This is a genomic window from Streptococcus sp. 2022WUSS135 (assembly GCF_044427045.1).
Lineage (GTDB): Bacteria > Bacillota > Bacilli > Lactobacillales > Streptococcaceae > Streptococcus > Streptococcus hashimotonensis.
The window spans coordinates 121,365-141,041 of record NZ_JAOTGL010000001.1 but is presented as its reverse complement, the minus strand read 5'-3'; the positions used below and the strand labels follow the sequence as shown (position 1 = coordinate 141,041).

The window sequence follows — 19,677 nt, the reverse complement described above, 5'->3', positions numbered from 1 at the left end:
TTATTTCTTATTTTGTTTACATTAGGAACTATCTAGTATATTTCCGACGTTGCTCAACGGCAAAAGCAATGAACATCATCACCCCCCCTAATGCAATATATGGAATGATACCCATACCACCTGTTTTCGGATATTCTCCTTTGCGGAGGTTTTTCACGATAATCAGGTGATTGTCCATATTGTCTAGACTGACGAGGTCCTCTCCATCTTGGATAGAGATAGCCCCATCTGCACCAATATTAATATGGAATTCTTTTTCAATCTTTTGATAGCCGTCAGGGGCTACTATCTCTTTCAAGATATAGGTTTTCCCTACTGCTAAATTGTCAAAGAGGACTTCATCCCCTGTTGTAGTCGTGGTTTTAACAACTGGGTTTGCTTGAGGATTATTGCTTTCTGTCAACTCAAACCGAGCTTCTAAACGTTGCGTAGGATCGCTATAAGACCGTTTAGCAAGTTTGATGTGGGTTGTTTGTTTTGTATTCTTCATGTTAAAGAGAATAACATTATCGCCATCTACCCTTTCAGCTAAGGTAACCTGATTATCTCCATTATGAAGCTTGGTCGTTCCATCATGGTTTATCTGGAAACGGTATTTCTTAGGATTTAATTGATATCCCGTTGGCGCAACTGTTTCTTCCAAAATGTAGTAACCAAAACTCAAAGATGTTTCAAAGAGACCATTTTTCGTCACACCACTAGCAACTTCGGTATCCTCAACACCATCATTGTTTGGATCACTGTAAATTTTAAATGTTGCACCATTTAGAAGGTGATTCTCGTCACGATTATCTGTTTTTTGGAGTCTGAACTTAAATTGCTTGAAGTTCTTGATGGTGATCTCAAGGGTAGCACCTTGTGACGTATCAACTGTCACCATATTCGGATCTGACTCTAAAATTTGTAAACTACCATCTGGTCGGATTTCAAATTTGGTATCTTGTAATTGATTAACAGGGCGATAGCCTCCCGTAGGAACAACTGTCTCTTTCAAAATATAGACGCCAGCTGGCAAGTTCGAGAAGGTGATACTGTTGTCAGCATTATCTGTATTTCCCTTCATATTAACACCATCAGTTACAACTGGATGACCAGCATCTGTAACAAGTTCAAAGTGCGCATTTAAACCAAGAGTCGGATGGTGATAATCACGTTTTTTGATTTTAAGATTGTACCTACGCTCGTTATTTTTCACTTTAATGCTGATCGCATTTGCAAGAGCACCACTAACACCAGGTAAATCTGTTACACTAACCGAATTAGTTTGATTTAAAACTCTAAAACGTGTCACAGCTTTCTGTTGCGTTACCGCATAAGCTTGCGTTGTTTCGTATAACTCCAACAATACCGGTGCACTCAAACCGTCATAACCTTCTGGTGCTTGTGTCTCCACAAGAACATATTTGCCAAGCGCTGTCGCAGTTAATCGTGTCAAACTGCTTTGACCTGTAAATGTCAAGGTTTGTACGAGATTGGTATCGTCAAGAGAGGCGCTTGATACAGTTGCCTCTGTTGTACTATCGTCAACTTTATAGAGCTTAAAGGTAACAGGTTTTGAGATTTGCTTGTTATTCGCATCTACTTTCTCAATTTTGAACTCTGGATTTTCGATGTTACCGATTTTAATAACATTAGCGGCAGCATCACTTCCACCTGCTTCAATCGTTTGGGTAGCATCTCGAACACTTACCTGCAATTCTCGGATTCCCAACCATCTATTTGTTCCCGTCTGTAGATTCCGTACACGAATGTATTGAGCATAGATATCTACAGTCTGAGTAAGGTCGGTCTCGGTGAAATTACCAATTGATTGATAGGTGATACCATCCGGTGAATACTCAAGGGCATAGCTATCCATTTTGTCATGGTCACTACCGTTTGTGGTATTTTTACCTTGAGCAAAGCGAATTTGCGTTACGCGCTGAGGCGAACCTAAGTTCACTCCCCACCATTGTCCCTCATTCAAAGTCGATCTTGGAAGTTGGTACAAGGCACCGGTTGCCAAATCACCATCCAGCGCCTTATCTTCTGTACTAGAGCCATAGGCAGAGGCCATAGCAATCTCTGCAGATTTTATCACATGCAAACCACGTGCTATGTGACTACTTGCATCCGAGTCAGAGTAGAAACGGACACTGCCATCCCTATTAACATAAATCGTGTAGTTTTCTGTCGATTTGATATAGCCAGATGGGGCTTGTGTTTCTGTCAGAGTATAGACCCCAGGCTGGAGGTTTTCAAAAACAAAGTCTTGGTTTGCGGCTTGCTGTTTGACGATAGGGGCAAAGTTTACATCGTCATTCTTTGCCAAAGTAAAGGTCATTTGTCCAGTGATAAGGTTGGTCAAATCACTAATCCCTTTAACACGCTTGCTAACTTTGAATTTTCCGAGTGGATAGTTCTTGACTTTTATCGTAATCGTATCTGGCGAGCTCGTCGTCACATCAATACCTTCAAGATAATCACTATTCACTTCTACTATACCATCTACCCGAATAGTGAATGGTACCAAACCTGATAAGCCGATATAACCCGATGGAGTTTTTTCTTCCTTGATATAGTAAGTCCCTGGGGCAAAGTTTTTAGGGAAGCTGAACTCTCCATTGTCAAAGTTTGAAATTTGCCCATCAATTACATTCCCTTGGCTATCCGTAATACCAATACGTGTCTGCACAGTTACTTTCTGTCCAGTCAGTGCATCAATTTTCTGCACTTTAACTTTATAAGTTGGAGGGCGGTTAATAATACGCTCACTAGTACCAGATTCAAAACTGATAATTCCAGTCTCAGATACCGTAAATCGTGCCGCAGCTGTTGTTAACTTACTATAACCTGCTGGCGCACTAGTTTCCCAAAGTTCATAGGTTGTACCACCTTGCAAGTGGTCCACACGGAGCTTGCCTTGACTATTTGAAGTTAAGCCTGTTAGAACTCGTTTGTAGCCTGTTTGGGTTATCTGACGAAGCTCAAACACTGCATCTGCGAGTGGCTGACCTTGCTCATTTACCTTGGTGAACTCAGTACTAAAGTCCTCGTCAACAACATTTATACTAAAGTTTCCGTTGACAACTTCTACCGCTCCCGTCTGTGTATTGGAAGTGTCTGTTAATTTGCGTACTTTTAGCTCTCCATTTTCCTCATAAACCTCAATATCAAGAGGAGGAATCGTTTTATAACCCGCAGGAGCTTTTGTCTCCGTCAAAGTATACATGCCTTTTGCGAGGTTAGAGAAAATAAACTGACTTGCAGGAAGAACTTCTCCTATTGTGACATCATAATTTCCACCATTTTTACTCTGCAGTCTAAAGACAGCTCCTTTCAATGGCTTACTTTCACCAAATTCAAATTTATTGATTTGAAGTGTAGTTGATTTAGTATTAACAACTTCTGTTGGGTCATTGACATCGTATTTTTTCCCATCAATGGTAATATTTTGATTATCGGTTACAACAATAGTGTGCTCTGTCGGATCCAAGATATAGCCAGGTGGTGCACTAATTTCTTTAAAGGTGTAGGTACCAGCTAAGAGTTCTGAGAAGGTGAACTCACCATTGGCACTACTTCGAACTGTTTGGTAAGGTCTCTTATTAGCATCGTATATGGTGAAAACTGCACCTTCAAGGGCTTTCTTTTGACCATTTTCATACGCAACTTTTTTCAGCTTTAAACTGTACCAGTCTGTCGGATAGGCGCCACCACGTGCCGTAGTTTCTGCCGCACGGCGGTAAATCTTTTGAGAGCCCGTAGTTCCACTAAAGTATGCCTTTTGAGCAGCATTGTAGTAATAACCACCATTGGTCGCACTACCTTTTCGCATCTTGATACGGGCAACAAGTGCCTTATTTTGAAGATTTTCATAGTAAAACTCAAGTGTATGAGTAGAAGTAAAACCATCAAACGATAAATCAGACGTACTCTCTTGCTTAATGTAAACCGCTACACCAATTGATGTGCCTGGAACTTCGTAGTGATACTGAGTATGTCCGTTTTTGGTAGAAGTTCCTTTAAAGGTCATTTTCACCGGATTAGTGTAGGAAGCTGCTGCGGTCGCATCTGCAACATAAAACTCAATATCCTTCCCTACACTCTGGTCAGTATTACCATAGGTATATAAACTCATCTGTGGATGGATAAAATCCCAAAACTTCCTACCTGATGATGTATGATTTCCACCTGCATTATAAATCAAGTCCCATTTGATATAGTCCTGCCCTTGTTCGTACTCATACTTGTTTACACCATCAAATTGGTGAAGATCTCCTTGACGTGATCCATTATTTGTAGCATTGAGCGTACCAGTCGTCGTGACTGTCTTATCACTATAAGAAAAAGAACTGCCTGAATAACTTCCTGTAAAAGTCAATTGCTTATTTAATATGGTTGAGCGGAGATTTTCCCTCTCATACCACTTTGGCAAAACAGGGTTAGCACCTATAAGATAAGGACCTCTGAAAGAAGTATCATTATTTTTTTGAATGATGTTACTTGGTTGACTTCCGATTGTATACCAACCGCTATATTCTGAAACAGAGTAAGCATTCTTCGTCAAGACAAACTTAAGTTCTCTTTCCTTCGTATGATAGACCTTCGCAATCTCTCGACCGTTATTATCATAGACTGGTGTCCACTCTCGATTTGGATTGGCTGGGTGATCCAATTTTAGTTCTTCTGGAATTTCAACTGTAAAGCTATCACCTTCTTGAGCAAAAGGTGGGATTTTAAACCCAAGTTTCAACGATCCACTAAATCCCCCCCAAACAGTACTACCACTTCTGTACTTAATGTAGTTAATATCAATTGGCTCAACAGAGGTAATCCCATAATTGGTAGGAAGTCCCGAGGAATCTGGCTGGATAGTTGAAGACTCGTCTTTCTTGTTATTAAAAAGATAAGTCAGGCTTTCGAGATCAAATATAGCAGATGTTAGGATGTAACCATCTGGTACAACCTCATTTACTTCGTAGGGAATCCGCTTCTTCGTCGCTGTCGAACCTGTCCCTGAAAATTTAGGAACATCATTTACCGTAATAGCTGACTGATCTGCAGACAGTGTTTGGGTTTGATCGATTGTCCCACCAGTTATTTTAAAGGTAGTAGTCACTGGTGTAGCTTCGTTCACCCAATTCTTCTGGATTTTTATATCACCCTTCAGCGCTTCTAATTGTGCTCCTGAAATGGTGTGGTTGGCTTTCTCGTTTGTAACATTTGTCACTGTCTTAACCAAAGCGACCGCACCTGCCGGAACATTGTCAACCGTAATCTGGTTCCCAGACGTAATGACCTTTTCAGCTTTAGTTTCAGTATAGGTTCCATTACTTGGTTCATATATATAAACCTTATATTCATGGGCAGCTTGTGAGCTATCTAGAGCAACATCAAATGTAAAACTTTGGGTTGTCGACGTATCATTTAGTTGTGAACTAGTCCATTCGATAACCTTATCGTCATCATCACGATACTTACCAATTGTACGATTGGTATTGGAAGTATTGACCGTATCTACCTTTAAGTCCCCTAGAGGACCACCATCATTTTTAGCTGGAAGCGTAATAGTATCTGCTGTTGATAAGGTACGTGTTTCCGTCTGAGTTAGGGTAACCGATGTGCCATTATAGGTAAGCTTGCTCCCCTTTGGAGCATTAACAGTTACTTCCGACCGATAATCCAAACTATAGTTATCACTTGGAATCACCACAGGAGTCTCAATCGTATAGACATACGTCCCGTTTCCAACTGGTAAATTATCAGTAGCCGACTTAAAATTATCTGAACTACCGAAGTATGTCGTATTGGGCGTTATTGCAACTCCATCCTTCATGATAGAAGTAATTTTAGGTTCACCCAAACCAGAGTCAGTTGTTGTTGAGAAGGCATTTCTAATGGAGGTGATATTGCTATTGGCACCACCTACCGTAGTAGTGTATTCCCAAATGATTTTTGTGGTATTGGTATTTGAGTCAACCACTACCTCTTTTTTCTTCAAGACACCATCTTGTGAATAGCTTTGATAAATACCTGGAATTGAAATTGTAATAGGTTTAAAAATGTATTTTATATTTGACTCTTCACGCGTGATGGTTGTTGTTTTATTCCCGGATATGGTGGTCGTTGTAGTGGCATTTGCATTTCCTGTCACAGTAGGATTATCAAATAATGAAACATCAAGTAGCGAACGTGCTACTCTCGCTGAACGCGGCATCAAAGATGAATCCAATATTGAATTCAGCATAAGTCCTTCTAAAGGATTTTTAGGGACGTTGCTAATTGAGACGTTTTGTCTTGATTGAGCTACTGTTAACTCCACTACTTCTTTTGTGGCAGAAATCTCATAACCATCTATGGTAGATTTTTGAATTACCGCATAGTTTCCCAACGGAAGATTTGAAATCGTTAGGAGACCATCTTTATCTGTCTGACCAGTATAAACAAGATTTTCACTTTCTACATTACGCACCTCAAATGTAGCACCTTCGATGGCTTCATTTTCAGTATCCTCAATGCCCTCTTCTTGTTCAGAACTAGATTTTGTTAATTTGATACAGATAACTCCTCGTTGTTCGACCAAAGCATCCACAGCTTGCTCTGACTCTGGAACTGTTGAACTTCCTTGTGATTCTGGATTGTCAGGTACATTTTCTTTTGTTTCAGAGACGGGTGGGTCTTGAGAAGGGCTTACTACATTGACATCCTCAGTAGATGAAGGCTTTTCATTAACTTGAGAATACTCCTTAAAGACACTCGGTTCAGCTTTAAAATATGCGATATGATCCGCAGCTACTACCGCTACTAACTCCCCCTTAATAACCTCACTAACCTTGGTAAAACTTAAAGTCAGACTTACATTATCTGCCGAATAATCCAATTCTGTTGTTGGCAGCAGTCTATAGGAATGGTAGTTTTCTCCATACACTGGAAGTTCTTCTACAGTTTTTGACAATACATCTAATTCATTTGAAAGAGAGCGTTTTTCTGTCTCACTCTTTGTTATAGCTAGGTCCTTCTCGTTATATGACTCATCTAGTTTCCAACCTTTTTCTAAATCATCTTTCTTTAACTCTAGCCCTTTTTGAGTGATAACTACTATACCTTTTTCGTTAAAATTCTGTGTAGCTAAACTCTGCTTATCTATTGTAATTTTTTGACCTATAGTCTCTGGACTAGACAACGATTCTACTAACTCAATATTTAATCTATCTTTGTACTCCTTTTTGTCTTCGATATAGGTGCGTCTTATTCTTGAAGCACCATTGGTCGACAAACTTTCTGCCATGATACACATCGCATCTGTAAAACTATACGTGCATAGAAAAAAAACTGACATTAAACTAGCTAATTGAACTGCTTTCTTTCTAAATTCTATCATCTCGTACTCCTTGGTTTGTGTCTAAATCTGCTAAAGTTGAGATACAGGGACATTATCTTTTCCGGTTCTAAATATAAACAAAATCAACTTTAATACTTATTAAGCTTACATGAAATTGATAGTTCAAATACCATTATTTCAATTTACTATAATATAAATAGTAAATCACCGTAAGTTCCCTGCAATCTTCCTCTAGTTTTCACTTTTTACAATAACACTTATACAGATTTTTTCCATATACAATCTTACTTGATTTCCCTCTAAAATCAAGCGACATTTAGCGAGAAACACAGAAAAAATAGAAAAAGAACATCTGGAAATGACAAGAGTCACCTTAATATAAAAATAACCATATTTCAAAAAATATGCATCACACCATATTACATTTCAAACACTGACTCTCTAATGAGTCTAGGACAAAAAGATTTGTTTTTTTGAAATACCTCATCTGGTCATTCTGCAGATTGATAAACAAAACAAAAAAACGAACAATACTAGTTTCTAGATACCCTAAAACTAATTTTGTTCGTTTTTATATATAAAATTATACTTTTTCTCAAAATCATTAAGAGACTAATTTCGGATTCGATTGAATAAAAGATGTAGCTTAAATATTTCGGCGACGCTATTTTAGTTGCAGAAAACTCAGATTTCTAAGCTATTATATATGAGTCTGTCCTGAATTCTTGATAAAGAATTCCCGAACTACCTAAAAAGGACTTTTCACCTTTTAGCCTAACATGCATGAATAAAAAATTACTCACAGGCAATCTAGCACAAATAATAGCCCAGCTAGGTAAAAAGTACAACGCCACTTCTTTAAGTTAGTATCAATATCTCAGTGCAGTAGTTGATTGCTCTAGCAATCTGAGAGAATTGCTTGAGGTTAGAAATTGAACAAACAAAGTTTGTGCTGAGACAGCCCAAGAAACTGTTTCGGCCTGACCCTAGAAATCAAAAGTGAGGTAAAAAAATTGGATATAGGATTTGTAAAGAAAATCACAGCAATTCGTATTTTATAGTCTTTTAATTTACTTTTAGTACGAGGCAATGAGCCGCAGGCATAACTGAAGTTAGGCAAGGATGAGAAGACGGACTCTACTAGGAATAGTCGTCTTTCCCACTTGCCTGGTTTTTTATCAGAATCAATTTCATTATTGAAACCAATTACCATTTAACTATCTATACCCCAATAATCAAAGGATTCTAACAGGTTCAAGAAAGACTCAAACATTCCCCATCGTCAGCCCCGACTGATGTCGTTCTTTCAGTAAATGTCCAAACCAAGACTCTAGCAAACCTGCCAAGGCAATGACCACCGTATTGATAATCGTTCCTAAAGCAAACATAAACTACCTCAACAATTCTGTCGCGTAGCTTATGGCAGAAAGAGCGTAAAGGGGAGCCGTTTCTGCTCGTAAGATACGAGGGCCGAGACCAGTTTTAACCGCTCCTGCTCCTTCAAATGTGGCTACTTCCTCAGGTGATACGCCACCTTCTGGGCCCACGATGACCAGAACTGATTGGCCGATTTCTAAGCCAGATAAGATTTTCACTAGATTGACTTGTTCGCCCTCTTTGGCAGCTTCTTCATAGGCTAAGATAATCTGGTCAAACCCTGCTAGCTGAGCTAGGAAATCCACTCTTTTCTCAAACAAGCGAACAGCTGGAATGCGATTGCGTTTGCTTTGCTCGGCTGCTCCTTGGGCGATTTTTTCTAACTTTTCTGCTTTTTTTGCCAGTTTTTTACCGTCCCATTTGACCACAGACCAGTCCGCTGGAAAGGCCCATAAGGCGGTCATGCCTAATTCCGTTGCCTTTTGAGCGACAAACTCAAGCTTGTCTCCCTTTGGAAAGCCCATAGCAATGGTAACGGAAACGGGCAATTCGACATTGTCTGCCAGTTCTTCGATGATTTCAACAGATTGGCTCTGGTTGTCCACTACCCGTGCCAAGCGTTTGATACCATCGTCAAAGACCAGGACAATCTGGTCATCTGCCTGCAAGCGCATGACAGAAAACATATGCTTGGCAGTGTCCTTATCGGTAATCTGAAAAACGCCCTGCGGTGCTCTGCCATTGACAAAATACTGCTGCATCCTAGCCTCCAATCACACCTGAGCGATCAGCCGTTTTCTTGAAGACGCAGCAATTCCACTCGCCCTGAATCATGTGGGTCTCAAGGAAGAAGCCAGCCGCCTCCGCAGATGCTCGCACCATGTCCCACTTGTCCGCTATGATGCCACTCATAATCAAGTAGCCCTCGTCCTTGACCAGACGGTAGGCATCCTCGGTCAGATGAATGAGAATATCCGCCAAGATGTTGGCAACGATGACTTCTGCTTCAATGTCAACGCCACGGAGAAGGTCGCCTGCCGCGACATGAATATTGCGAGTATTGGCATTGAGGTCAATGTTTTCCTGGGCCACACGCACCGCCACTTCATCCAAGTCATAGGCGTAAATCTCCTTAGCACCCAAGAGAGAGCTGGCAATGGAGAGGACGCCTGAGCCTGTGCCGACGTCAATGACCGTTTCGCCACCACGCAGAATCTGCTCCAAGGCAAAGAGGCTCATCTTGGTCGTCGGGTGGGTGCCCGTACCGAAAGCCATGCCTGGGTCCAGGCGGATAATCTTCTCACCAGCAGTCGCCTCATAGTCGGTCCAAGACGGCACAATAGTCAAATCGTGGGTAATGCGGGCTGGCTCATAGTATTTCTTCCAGTTGTCCGCCCAGTCTTCCTCCGCCAGTTCCTGACTTTCTAGGCTGACCTGACCCGTTTCCAAGCCAAAGCCGGTCAAATCCGCCAGGCGAGTTGCTAAGTCTGCCTTAACTTCCTCAATATCCACAGTATCAGGATAATAGGCCGTAATCGCAATCATATCCGACTGCTCCACCTCTGGATAGAGTTCACCGAAACGGTCCTCCTGTCCCACATAGTCAGCTGAGTCGCTAATGGCCACCCCCTGACTGCCCGTTTCAATCATCAGATTTGAAACTGCTTCTTCTGCATCACGATGCACGTGAATCGTTAATTCTTGCCATGAGTTCATGTTTGTTGTTCCTTTTCTTTTCTATGCGTCAATCACTGTATTATTGTACCGATTTCTAACCCATTTTACAAGTTAATGTTACGCAATGGAGCCCTAATAATACTTTTTCGAAAATTTTCTAATCGCACTGCGAATAAACATGTGTAGGAAAGTTTGAGACGGTGGTTCCAAGTTTCTGAACGGAGGTGATGCCCATGGAAGTGGACAGCAAATCTGCTAGAAAGGAGGAATGCTTTTGTCCGTAGCTGATGGACTGATTGTCATGCTCACATTCGCAAGTTTACTTGTTGAAATGCTGAGCTTGATAATCGTCATCATTTTAGCTATTCGAGATAAAAAATAACCGTCAGCAAACTTTGACACAGTTCTGACGGTTATTTAATCTAACGAACTGAACCACCGTTTAGCGGTCCTACTGGGCGTTGAGCTGGAACTCAACGCCTTTTCTATTTTTAGAATAGCAAAAGTTTCACCCACAGTCAAGCAAGAGAGGAAACGGAATGTCAAATAGAATCTATTACCCTCAATTCTATACCTACTGCACCATATTGTTCTAACTGTTCTCGCGAATAGTAAACTTCCATATCTTCTGGTTTCGCCTCTCTGATACTGCTTTGCGTATACCCACAAGATAATAAATCCAGTTCTTTGTATAACTGAGCAAAATTATCAAATATGTGAAGATCTAATACTTGCACCTCGATCGTTTGCGTCTGATTCTCTGTACAATAAAAACGGATGCGATCTCCAATTTGTATATGCTTGCGCTTCTCATCGTAAAGTCGTAGCTCAATGGTCTTCTGACTAGACTTCATCATTTCAAAAGGTTTTGGAGCCAATAACATTTCATGAACCATCTCAATACCTCGGATATGGGTAGAACTCCCCTTCCACCAAGTCTGCTCTGCCTTTTTCAAAGGCCTCACCGTCCCAAGCAATCGCAAATTCTTGGGCTTCTGGGTCCGCCAAAAAGTCCATGAGGTCATCTAAACCTTGGTCGGCGGTGTCCTTGAGAAAACCTGCGAAGTAGGTCAGAAACTCTGCTGAAAAGCCCTTCTTGGCGTCAAATGGCAGAGCGACCAGGTAGTCTTCCTCGTCAAAGCGAGACTTGTCCTGGTTGTAGAAAAGGACATACTCCTCTAGGAAAATATCCTCCGCAGAGGCATTGCCTTCGTCGTCCACCGTTTCAATCCCAGCCGCGTTCTGTGCTTCCAAGATGAAAGCCAACTCAACTGCATGGTTTTTCTTGTCCCAGTTGAGTTCATAATCGTAGGTAAAATGTTTATCCAGTGCCACTTCCAGCACATCTAAAAATCCATGTTTTGCCATTCTATTTCCTCTTTTCTATAAATTCCAATAAATTTATTTCTCGACCGTATTTGACGGAAGCCTGCTTGTCTTTCTCCAAAATGGACTTGGTTAAATCTAGTTGATTCACCGCCGCCAAGGCTACAGCATAGTGAATAACATCAGCTAATTCTTCTGCCAGACGAGCAGAGCTGTCGTCTTCGCCATCCATCATCTTGCGGCCTGCACGCTGATTCAGTAGCTCTGCCACTTCACCAATTTCCTCCACTAATTTTATAAAGAGACTTTGCTCTGGAACTGTCGTCCCATAGTGGTCACGCAAGTATTCTTCCAAAACACCCACCGTCAACTCCGTCATCTTCGTTTCTCTCCAAATCCTAAAATTGTAGTATAATGATTATACCATAAATGCACTGAAAGGAAGCCTATGCCAGCCAATCTCGCCCTTCGTATGCGACCAAAATCCATTGATGAAGTCATCGGTCAGGAACACCTGGTCGGTCCTGGAAAGATTATCCGTCGCATGATTGATGCCAATATGCTGTCGTCCATGATTCTCTACGGTCCGCCAGGGATTGGCAAGACCTCGATTGCATCCGCCATTGCTGGTACGACCAAGTATGCCTTTCGAACCTTTAATGCCACGACCGACAACCAAAAACGCCTGCAGGAAATCGCTGAAGAAGCTAAATTTTCTGGTGGTCTGGTCCTCATGCTTGATGAAATCCACCGCCTCAACAAGACCAAACAGGACTTTCTGCTTCCTCTTTTGGAAAATGGCAATATCATCATGATTGGGGCAACGACTGAAAATCCCTTCTTCTCAATTTTGCCTGCCATTCGTAGTCGAGTGCAGATTTTTGAATTGCATCCTTTGCAAACCAGCCACATCCGACAGGCTCTAGAACTGGCTCTGACAGATACCGAACGTGGTTTTGACTTCCCCATTACCATTGAGCCTGAGGCTCTGGACTTCCTAGCTAATGCTACCAACGGTGACCTGCGTGCCGCCTATAATTCGCTAGAACTGGCTGTACTTTCGACCAAGGAAAGTGACGATGGCAGTCGCCATATTGACCTAGACGCTGTGGAAAATAGCCTGCAAAAGTCCTACATCAGCATGGACAAGAACGGCGATGCCCACTACGACATCCTCTCAGCCCTGCAAAAATCCATTCGGGGCAGCGATGTCAATGCCAGCCTCCACTACGCCGCCCGTTTGATTGAAGCGGAAGACCTGCCTAGTCTGGCCCGTCGCTTGACGGTCATTGCCTATGAAGACATCGGCTTGGCCAATCCAGAGGCACAGATTCATACGGTGACTGCCCTTGAAGCGGCTCAGAAAATTGGTTTTCCAGAAGCACGGATTTTGATTGCCAATGTAGTAGTCGATTTGGCTCTTTCTCCCAAGTCCAATTCTGCCTATCAGGCTATGGATGCAGCTCTGGCTGATTTGCGGAAAAACGGTCATCTACCTATTCCAAATCACCTGCGTGACGGTCATTATGCTGGTAGTAAGGAGCTGGGAAATGCCATTGGCTACCAGTATCCGCATGCCTATCCTGAAAAATGGGTGGACCAACAATACCTGCCCGATAAGTTACTGAATGCGGACTACTTCACCGCCAACGACACCGGCAAATACGAGCGTGCCTTGGGTATGACCCAAGAAAAGATAAAAAATTTGAAAAAAAATAGACGCCAAAATCCTTGATAGAACTGGTTTTTTGGCACACACAATTTGATACCGCTTACATTTTTGCCATTTTTCTCTTGATTTTTCAAAAAAAAGTGGTATTATTAAATCATAAATAAGAACTGCTGTGGTATACGAATTCATACCTATGTGTTGACCGACTATTTTTGTATTACTAGGGAGACAAAGATCCTCTGACAGTATGCAAGCTGGCACACCCAGAAGCAACTAAGTTAGAAACGCGTCACCCACCTGCTTTTAGCGTGCGGGATCAATACAATCCATGGATAACCGGTACCAATACAGCATTTTTATTTTTTACCTTCCTTAGCTCAGCTGGCAGAGCAGCGGACTCTTAATCCGTGGGTCGTAGGTTCGATCCCTACAGGGAGGATTGGTTGATATGAGGAAAGTCTTGATTTATCAAGGCTTTTTCTCGTTTTTTGAGTGAATTTGTTCTACGCTTCATTTTTTAAACTTTTCTTCATTAAAAGTCACCAATCTACGAATTTCATCATGATTCTCAACTTCCTATTTCCTTCATAACGAATAATCAGGACAAAGCCATCAGTCATATGTATAAGGATTGTACCGACTGCTTAAGCCATAAACTCTAGAATAGCGATGAATTTGTTACATTTTACCTAACAATAACGTTGCGCGTTTGTTTATTGCGGTTTGACTTTTTGAACATTTACAGGTATAATAAATGTGTTTTTCTTTTTATGTAGGTATTCGCTAAACTAATCTAGCGCAAGCTATCTGATGCACCAGACTTGGATAAGCATGTAATATCAATATGAATAAGCAAAACAAACGAGCACAACATTTAGTCTAATTTAACATAATAAGTTTATATGAAGGAGAATAATTATGAATGAACTATTAGAAAAATTAAAAAGCCTAAACTCCGATAAAAACTACACAATCGAAACCGATGAATTGTCAATAAAAAACAACACAATTTTAACGAGAAACAATTGCATACAAATTAATAATATTTCCATGCTCTACAAAAGTGAATTGCAATCCCCAGTTACGTTGATGGATTACATTATCTTAATAGTACTATTCTTTATCAGCCTAATCCCACCATTCATTGGTGTATTGTTATTAACGTTGTACGGTTTCATAGTCTATTCCAAATATAAAAAGCATTTAAAAGACAAATATTACATTATTTTTAACTTGGGTTCCAGTAAAAACTACTACCTCTTTTTTAAAAATAGCCAGTTTCGCAATCAGGTTTTCAATGCTGTTACAAAATCATTTGATAGCTCACTGCAGAACAATTTTTTAATTGATATTAAAAATGAAAAAATCGAAAATCAAACTGTCTTTAAATCAGGAAGTACACAAACAAATGTTTCAGGGGATAATAATGTCTTAGGAAATAATAATACAACAGCCCATAACGGAGATGCAATATCAAATTCAAACATCATAAATAACTCAAAAAATGTAGACACAAATATCAATGATATTCCATGGGATGATATTAGTTTAAGCTTACAAAATATCATATCTGAAAATCAATACATCCTGTCTGAAGGAATTCTTTCCGTTTTCACTCAATTGTTAGAGGCAAGCAAGGAAAAAAATAATGATAAATTTCAAGATACTGTTTCTAAAAACCAGAGTCTTCTAAACAACAGCATGATAAAAGATATTATTGCTGGAACCATGGCAGGACTACTCACAAACTTTTTGATTCACTAAAAAGCTCCATAATCTCTGTTGTGGGATTACCCACTACACAAGCTATAGAATCAAAATTTATTCAAAAATAGAGGCTAGATAAAAGCTCAAAAAATAGAAAGACGCATAAAATCAATGTTTTTAGCAATATGATTTTATGCGTTTTATAATACAGATTATCTCAATATTTGAGGTGAAATTTAAGTCTATGCTAACCTCTATTTTTTTAACTTATCCCACAGGACAACTCGTTTTTCCTGCAATGATTTCTGTACATCGATGATGCGTTGATTCGATGAGCCTCGAAATTGCAGCATAAGATTGCGCTTGGTACGGTCATAGCGACCGTCAACTAGAATATCTAAATAGGATAGCAACTCTAACTTATCCGGAGTTTCTAACATCATTTCTTCCCATGTGTAGCCTGTCCAAGACCAAATGTCCTTTTCTGGCAGTTCTTTCCGAATTCGCTTTACGAGTGGGAGGACCGTGCCCGTGTTCAGAAACGGCTCGCCACCCAAGAGGGTTAGGCCCTGCACATAGGGCTGACCCAAGTCTGCTAAAATGCGGTCTTCAAGCTCCTTGGTATAGGGAATCCCAGCTTTAAAAGACCAGGTTGCAACATTGTAGCAGCCCTCACAGTGAAACAGACAGCCACTAACATATAGAGAGCAACGGACTCCTTCTCCATCCACAAAGTTAAAGGCTTTGTAGTCCATTATTCGCCCTTGACTAAGTTCCTCGCTCTTCCATTCTTGTGGTTTAGGATTATTCATTTCAAATACCTGAGCATAAGCAAATGAAATCTGATCGTTTGGATGAATTCTGTTTTACCAGTACACAGACTGTTTTTATCCATAAATGGTACTTCCAATGCTTTAGCTCGGATTGATCCCATCAAGCCTAGTGCAGAACCAATCTCAATTCCTTTCCTGTTTTGATTCAGTAGTTTGTCACTCCCATTAATCCTCAATCCAGTATCTTTCTACCCCGTCTCGAACATCTTCCAAAACGCCACCACAAGCCACAATCGTACGGCGACTGGCTTGATTGTCTGTCGAGCAGGTCACAAGGACTTTGGAAATATTTTTGGTTGCGGCTTCCTGCAAACCAAGTCGAAGTTGTTCCTTGGCATAGCCCTTTCCTCGCTCGGTCGGGCGAACGGAATATCCGATGTGACCGCCTTTATTGAGCAGGAAATCGTTGAGCCGTAGGCGTAGACTGAGAAAACCAAGGGCTCGACCTGTTTGGTCAAATGATACATATTGAATGGAAGGAACAAAACCGTCTGGTAGATTGAGACCTGCCTCATAATCTTGGTTTCTCAAAATCCAGTCTTCAAAGTCGACATCCCTAGAGATAAAACCTCCGTCCATAGCAGAGTCTGCCGCTTCAAACTCTGCCAACATATCCAAAATCGTTTCCTTATCCGCCACAGTTGGTCTTCTTAGTTCCATTCTAGCCTCCGTATTGTCTCTTGAAAAATTCGCTGATAATGTCAATATCCAGTCCCAAGTCCTGCACAATTTCTGCCTTGTGGAAATCATCATAGTTGTCCTTGCCGCTCCAAACAAAAGAGTTGGTCACAATCTGATAAACCTTGTCTAGCTCGACTGCTCTGCCATTGACCATAAAACCCTCACCGCCTGGAACAATGCCCCACATCTGAGGGTGGAGACCGGTCTGTAGGTCAGAATCCCCTTTTTCTCATTACCATCCCGAATGTTCGCAATCAGCTGTGCCTTCTTTGGAAAATTCTCCATGTAGGAATGCATATCATTGGTATGGAGAATACTAATATCTGTATAGTCCATACTATTTTTTCTTGTTTTTTGCTTGTTTGAGCAATTCCTGCACACGCGCTTTTTTATCCTGCTTCACATTGGAATTCTTCTCATGATAGCGTGCCACCAGGGCCTTCCCCTTATCGTCTAGTTGATATTTTCCCATTGTTTTCTCCTCTTTTTTTATCTCTTGTTCGTTTATAATAAACTTCCACAGCTAACTGGAACTGTGGAAGCTCTACATAGTCTGTTTATTACTTATAAGCTCGACCCATTCATGTGTTTCACACGCGCCGAAATTTCCTTGTGACGTCCTTTTACCATCGGACGGGCCTGTGGATTGCCTAGATAACCACAAGTTCGTTTAACAACATCTACCAATTTAGGATCACTATTTCCGCAACTTGGACACTTGAAGCCACGCTCCGTAGGCTCAAAATCGCCCTCAAAATCGCAAGCGTAACAATGGTCAATCGGAGTATTGGTCCCCAAGTAACCTACACGGTCATAGGCATAGTCCCAAACAGCTTCCAAGGCCTTTGGATTTTGTTGCAGTACAGGGTATTCACAGTAATGGATAAATCCACCACTAGCACCTACAGCAGGATAAATTTTCTCAAAATCCAGTTTTTCAAATGGTGTTGGATTTTTGCGTACATCATAATGGAAACTGTTAGTGTAATACTCTTTATCCGTAATGTCCTTAACGATGCCAAATTTCTCTGTATCCATACGGCAGAAGCGGTCTGTCAGGCTTTCAGATGGTGTCGAATATACTGAGAAATGATAACCATATTCATCCGACCAATCTTCAACCAAGTTTTTCATTTTCTTGATAATATCCACCGTGAAATCTTTTGCCTCTGGGTTGGTCTCCCATTCACCACCGTAAAATACTGTTGCAACTTCATACAAACCAATGTAGCCCAAAGATACGGTTGCTCGACGATTTTTAAAGACTTCATCTACAGCGTCTGTCTTAGCTAAGCGTTTGCCGAATGCCCCATATTGATAGAGAATTGGAGCATTAGCTGGAGTTGCTTCCTTCACTCGTTCCACACGATAGACCAGAGCATCCTTGGCAATGGCCATGCGTTCTGCAAAGATTTCCCAGAACTTATCCATATCTCCTGCAGACTCCATGGCAATCCGTGGCAAATTGACGGTTACGACACCTAGGTTCATACGACCAGATGTCACATCCTCCCCATTTTCATCCTTCCAACCTTGAAGGAAAGAGCGGCAGCCCATTGGCACCTTGAAGGAACCTGTCAACTCAACAATCTTGTCATAAGAAAGCATATCTGGATACATACGCTTGGTCGCACATTCAATCGCTAATTGCTTGATGTCATAGTTTGGAGAATCTGGCTCCAAGTTCAATCCACGCTTAACTGTGAAAATCAACTTAGGAAAGATAGCTGTCCGACCTTCGCGCCCCAAACCCTTGATACGAATGTTCAAAATCGCTTTTTGAATTTCTCTCTCAAACCACGATGTCCCTAACCCGAAACCGAGTGAGGTAAAGGGTGTTTGTCCATTGGAAGTAAAAAGGGTATTGATTTCATACTCCAAAGACTGCATAGCGTCATAGATGTCTTTTTGCGTTTTAGCACGCGCATATTCTTCTTGCTTGTCTGCTAACACCCAATCCTTGGCATCTTTCAAATGCTTTTGGTAATTGAGTTCCGCATAGGGCGCCAAAACTTCATCGATACGGTCAGCTGAGCAACCACCATATTGACTAGAAGCCACATTGGCAATGATTTGTGAAATCTGAGCCGTAGCTGTTTGGATAGACTTCGGACTTTCTACATCTGCATTTCCTATCTTGAAGCCCTGTGCCAACATCCCTTTAAAATCAATCAAACAACAGTTGGTCATTGGTGTATAAGGGCTGTAATCCAAGTCGTGATAATGGATGTCCCCCTTTTGATGGGCATTGGCCACATGAGCTGGCAATAATTTGAGACCGATAGACTTTCCGACAATACCTGCTGTCAGGTCCCGTTGAGTATTGAACACATCCGCATCCTTATTGGCATTTTCATTGACCACAGACTGGTCCTTGCTCAACAGCTTATGAATCTCAAAATTAATATCGGTAGCCTGATGACGGCGAAAATCACGGCGTGTTCGGTATTGAATATAAAGCTCCGCCAAATCATATAAATGAGCCTTTAACAATTCCTGTTCAACGACCGTTTGAATTTCGTAAATTTGAACATCTTTCTCAAATCGGCGACCAATTTCAGCCAAAACAGCTTCTAATACTATTTTTAATCCTGCTTCTGAAACAGGATGTTCTAATTCTTGGTTTGCCCGCCGAAGAGCAGAAAAAATCTTATCCTGGTCAAAGGATACTGTCCGTCCATCACGTTTCAAAACCAATAATTCTATACTCGGTAAGACATTTTCTTGCACATTCATCTGACAAACCTCCAAAATTCTTCACTTCTATTAGTGTAGCACTTCACAAAATAAAAATCAATATCTAGTATACAAAAAGTTAATTTTCTTTTTTTTACACAATATATAGTTCATATTCTAAAATAACTAAAAACAAGAGCCTATTCTGACTCTTGTTTTCTAGTCCATAAAAAGTACAGGTTAATAGCACAGGCCACTAAAATCACAGCAGGCCAAAGCAAACTTAACAAAGGAAGTTTACCGACATTATAGGCAATATAGAGAGTATTCCACACTACCCCTAAACTATAGACAATCGTCAAAATAATTTTCATAAGACACTCCAATTAAATGATAGTGCTATT

At 41.0% G+C, this 19,677-nt stretch carries 16 protein-coding genes, 1 tRNA gene and 1 other RNA gene; 5 read left to right on the top strand and 13 right to left on the bottom strand.

Features of this window, described 5'->3' with window-relative positions:
* Positions 1-28: 28 nt before the first annotated feature.
* The 4 genes from ODU45_RS00710 to prmA all read right to left on the bottom strand — a co-directional run bounded on the left by ODU45_RS00710 (position 29) and on the right by prmA (position 10,417).
* On the bottom strand, positions 29-7,363 hold the full coding sequence (locus tag ODU45_RS00710) for a SpaA isopeptide-forming pilin-related protein (RefSeq protein ID WP_398580560.1): 7,335 nt from the start codon (positions 7,361-7,363) through the stop codon (positions 29-31).
* Between the two features lie 1,226 nt (positions 7,364-8,589).
* A complete protein-coding gene (locus ODU45_RS00705; RefSeq protein ID WP_044763406.1) occupies positions 8,590-8,712 on the bottom strand; it encodes a hypothetical protein in 123 nt (40 codons plus the stop codon).
* A 3-nt stretch (positions 8,713-8,715) separates the two neighbouring features.
* Positions 8,716-9,462, bottom strand: a complete 747-nt coding sequence (locus ODU45_RS00700) for a 16S rRNA (uracil(1498)-N(3))-methyltransferase (RefSeq protein ID WP_398580559.1) — start codon at positions 9,460-9,462, stop codon at positions 8,716-8,718.
* 1 nt (position 9,463) lies between these two features.
* Entirely contained in the window at positions 9,464-10,417 is a 954-nt protein-coding gene (gene prmA, locus ODU45_RS00695) for a 50S ribosomal protein L11 methyltransferase (protein WP_105121929.1), read from the bottom strand.
* Between the two features lie 235 nt (positions 10,418-10,652).
* Here prmA and ODU45_RS00690 point away from each other — a divergent pair, with 235 nt between their 5' ends.
* A complete protein-coding gene (locus ODU45_RS00690) occupies positions 10,653-10,760 on the top strand; it encodes a putative holin-like toxin (RefSeq protein WP_220125338.1) in 108 nt (35 codons plus the stop codon).
* A 160-nt stretch (positions 10,761-10,920) separates the two neighbouring features.
* Here the strand turns inward: ODU45_RS00690 and ODU45_RS00685 are convergent, their stop codons facing one another.
* From ODU45_RS00685 to ODU45_RS00675, 3 genes are read right to left on the bottom strand one after another with little or no spacing between them, the layout of a single operon-like run.
* Positions 10,921-11,274 (bottom strand): ASCH domain-containing protein, encoded by a 354-nt coding sequence (locus tag ODU45_RS00685; RefSeq protein WP_398580558.1) that lies wholly within the window; start codon positions 11,272-11,274, stop codon positions 10,921-10,923.
* A gap of 1 nt (position 11,275) precedes the next feature.
* On the bottom strand, positions 11,276-11,746 hold the full coding sequence (locus ODU45_RS00680) for a DUF3013 family protein (RefSeq protein WP_105153105.1): 471 nt from the start codon (positions 11,744-11,746) through the stop codon (positions 11,276-11,278).
* A gap of 1 nt (position 11,747) precedes the next feature.
* Entirely contained in the window at positions 11,748-12,083 is a 336-nt protein-coding gene (locus tag ODU45_RS00675; RefSeq protein ID WP_398580557.1) for a MazG nucleotide pyrophosphohydrolase domain-containing protein, read from the bottom strand.
* Positions 12,084-12,152: 69 nt separating this feature from the next.
* On the opposite strand from ODU45_RS00675, the gene ODU45_RS00670 reads away from it, so the two are divergent.
* From ODU45_RS00670 to ODU45_RS00655, 4 genes are all read left to right on the top strand, one after another.
* On the top strand, positions 12,153-13,439 hold the full coding sequence (locus tag ODU45_RS00670) for a replication-associated recombination protein A (protein WP_398580556.1): 1,287 nt from the start codon (positions 12,153-12,155) through the stop codon (positions 13,437-13,439).
* A gap of 101 nt (positions 13,440-13,540) precedes the next feature.
* A non-coding RNA gene (ssrS, locus tag ODU45_RS00665) (6S RNA) lies at positions 13,541-13,734 on the top strand.
* An 8-nt stretch (positions 13,735-13,742) separates the two neighbouring features.
* Positions 13,743-13,815: transfer RNA gene (locus tag ODU45_RS00660), tRNA-Lys, on the top strand.
* 479 nt (positions 13,816-14,294) lie between these two features.
* On the top strand, positions 14,295-15,140 hold the full coding sequence (locus tag ODU45_RS00655; RefSeq protein ID WP_105138862.1) for a hypothetical protein: 846 nt from the start codon (positions 14,295-14,297) through the stop codon (positions 15,138-15,140).
* Positions 15,141-15,337: 197 nt separating this feature from the next.
* On the opposite strand, the gene nrdG is transcribed toward ODU45_RS00655, so the two are convergent.
* The 6 genes from nrdG to ODU45_RS00625 all read right to left on the bottom strand — a co-directional run bounded on the left by nrdG (position 15,338) and on the right by ODU45_RS00625 (position 19,647).
* A complete protein-coding gene (gene nrdG, locus ODU45_RS00650; protein ID WP_002939123.1) occupies positions 15,338-15,895 on the bottom strand; it encodes an anaerobic ribonucleoside-triphosphate reductase activating protein in 558 nt (185 codons plus the stop codon).
* 186 nt (positions 15,896-16,081) lie between these two features.
* Positions 16,082-16,576 (bottom strand): GNAT family N-acetyltransferase, encoded by a 495-nt coding sequence (locus ODU45_RS00645; RefSeq protein ID WP_105256941.1) that lies wholly within the window; start codon positions 16,574-16,576, stop codon positions 16,082-16,084.
* Position 16,577: 1 nt separating this feature from the next.
* Entirely contained in the window at positions 16,578-16,784 is a 207-nt protein-coding gene (locus tag ODU45_RS00640) for a metallophosphoesterase (RefSeq protein WP_105138864.1), read from the bottom strand.
* 150 nt (positions 16,785-16,934) lie between these two features.
* Positions 16,935-17,069, bottom strand: a complete 135-nt coding sequence (locus tag ODU45_RS00635; protein WP_014638808.1) for a hypothetical protein — start codon at positions 17,067-17,069, stop codon at positions 16,935-16,937.
* Positions 17,070-17,161: 92 nt separating this feature from the next.
* Positions 17,162-19,333, bottom strand: a complete 2,172-nt coding sequence (gene nrdD, locus ODU45_RS00630) for an anaerobic ribonucleoside-triphosphate reductase (RefSeq protein ID WP_172030093.1) — start codon at positions 19,331-19,333, stop codon at positions 17,162-17,164.
* A 140-nt stretch (positions 19,334-19,473) separates the two neighbouring features.
* Positions 19,474-19,647 (bottom strand): hypothetical protein, encoded by a 174-nt coding sequence (locus ODU45_RS00625; protein ID WP_169051013.1) that lies wholly within the window; start codon positions 19,645-19,647, stop codon positions 19,474-19,476.
* Positions 19,648-19,677 lie beyond the last annotated feature (30 nt).

Excerpts from the sequence above, each read along its gene's own strand:
- ODU45_RS00680 (WP_105153105.1), bottom strand. The coding sequence starts at position 11,746 with ATGGCAAAACATGGATTTTTAGATGTGCTGGAAGTGGCACTGGATAAA.
- ODU45_RS00625 (WP_169051013.1), bottom strand. The coding sequence starts at position 19,647 with ATGAAAATTATTTTGACGATTGTCTATAGTTTAGGGGTAGTGTGGAAT.
- ODU45_RS00645 (WP_105256941.1), bottom strand. The coding sequence starts at position 16,576 with ATGGAACTAAGAAGACCAACTGTGGCGGATAAGGAAACGATTTTGGAT.
- ODU45_RS00635 (WP_014638808.1), bottom strand. The coding sequence starts at position 17,069 with ATGGGAAAATATCAACTAGACGATAAGGGGAAGGCCCTGGTGGCACGC.
- nrdG (WP_002939123.1), bottom strand. The coding sequence starts at position 15,895 with ATGAATAATCCTAAACCACAAGAATGGAAGAGCGAGGAACTTAGTCAA.
- ODU45_RS00655 (WP_105138862.1), top strand. The coding sequence starts at position 14,295 with ATGAATGAACTATTAGAAAAATTAAAAAGCCTAAACTCCGATAAAAAC.
- ODU45_RS00705 (WP_044763406.1), bottom strand. The coding sequence starts at position 8,712 with ATGTTTGCTTTAGGAACGATTATCAATACGGTGGTCATTGCCTTGGCA.
- ODU45_RS00670 (WP_398580556.1), top strand. The coding sequence starts at position 12,153 with ATGCCAGCCAATCTCGCCCTTCGTATGCGACCAAAATCCATTGATGAA.
- prmA (WP_105121929.1), bottom strand. The coding sequence starts at position 10,417 with ATGAACTCATGGCAAGAATTAACGATTCACGTGCATCGTGATGCAGAA.
- ODU45_RS00685 (WP_398580558.1), bottom strand. The coding sequence starts at position 11,274 with ATGGTTCATGAAATGTTATTGGCTCCAAAACCTTTTGAAATGATGAAG.
- ODU45_RS00675 (WP_398580557.1), bottom strand. The coding sequence starts at position 12,083 with ATGACGGAGTTGACGGTGGGTGTTTTGGAAGAATACTTGCGTGACCAC.
- ODU45_RS00700 (WP_398580559.1), bottom strand. The coding sequence starts at position 9,462 with ATGCAGCAGTATTTTGTCAATGGCAGAGCACCGCAGGGCGTTTTTCAG.
- nrdD (WP_172030093.1), bottom strand. The coding sequence starts at position 19,333 with ATGAATGTGCAAGAAAATGTCTTACCGAGTATAGAATTATTGGTTTTG.
- ODU45_RS00710 (WP_398580560.1), bottom strand. The coding sequence starts at position 7,363 with ATGATAGAATTTAGAAAGAAAGCAGTTCAATTAGCTAGTTTAATGTCA.
- ODU45_RS00640 (WP_105138864.1), bottom strand. The coding sequence starts at position 16,784 with ATGTGGGGCATTGTTCCAGGCGGTGAGGGTTTTATGGTCAATGGCAGA.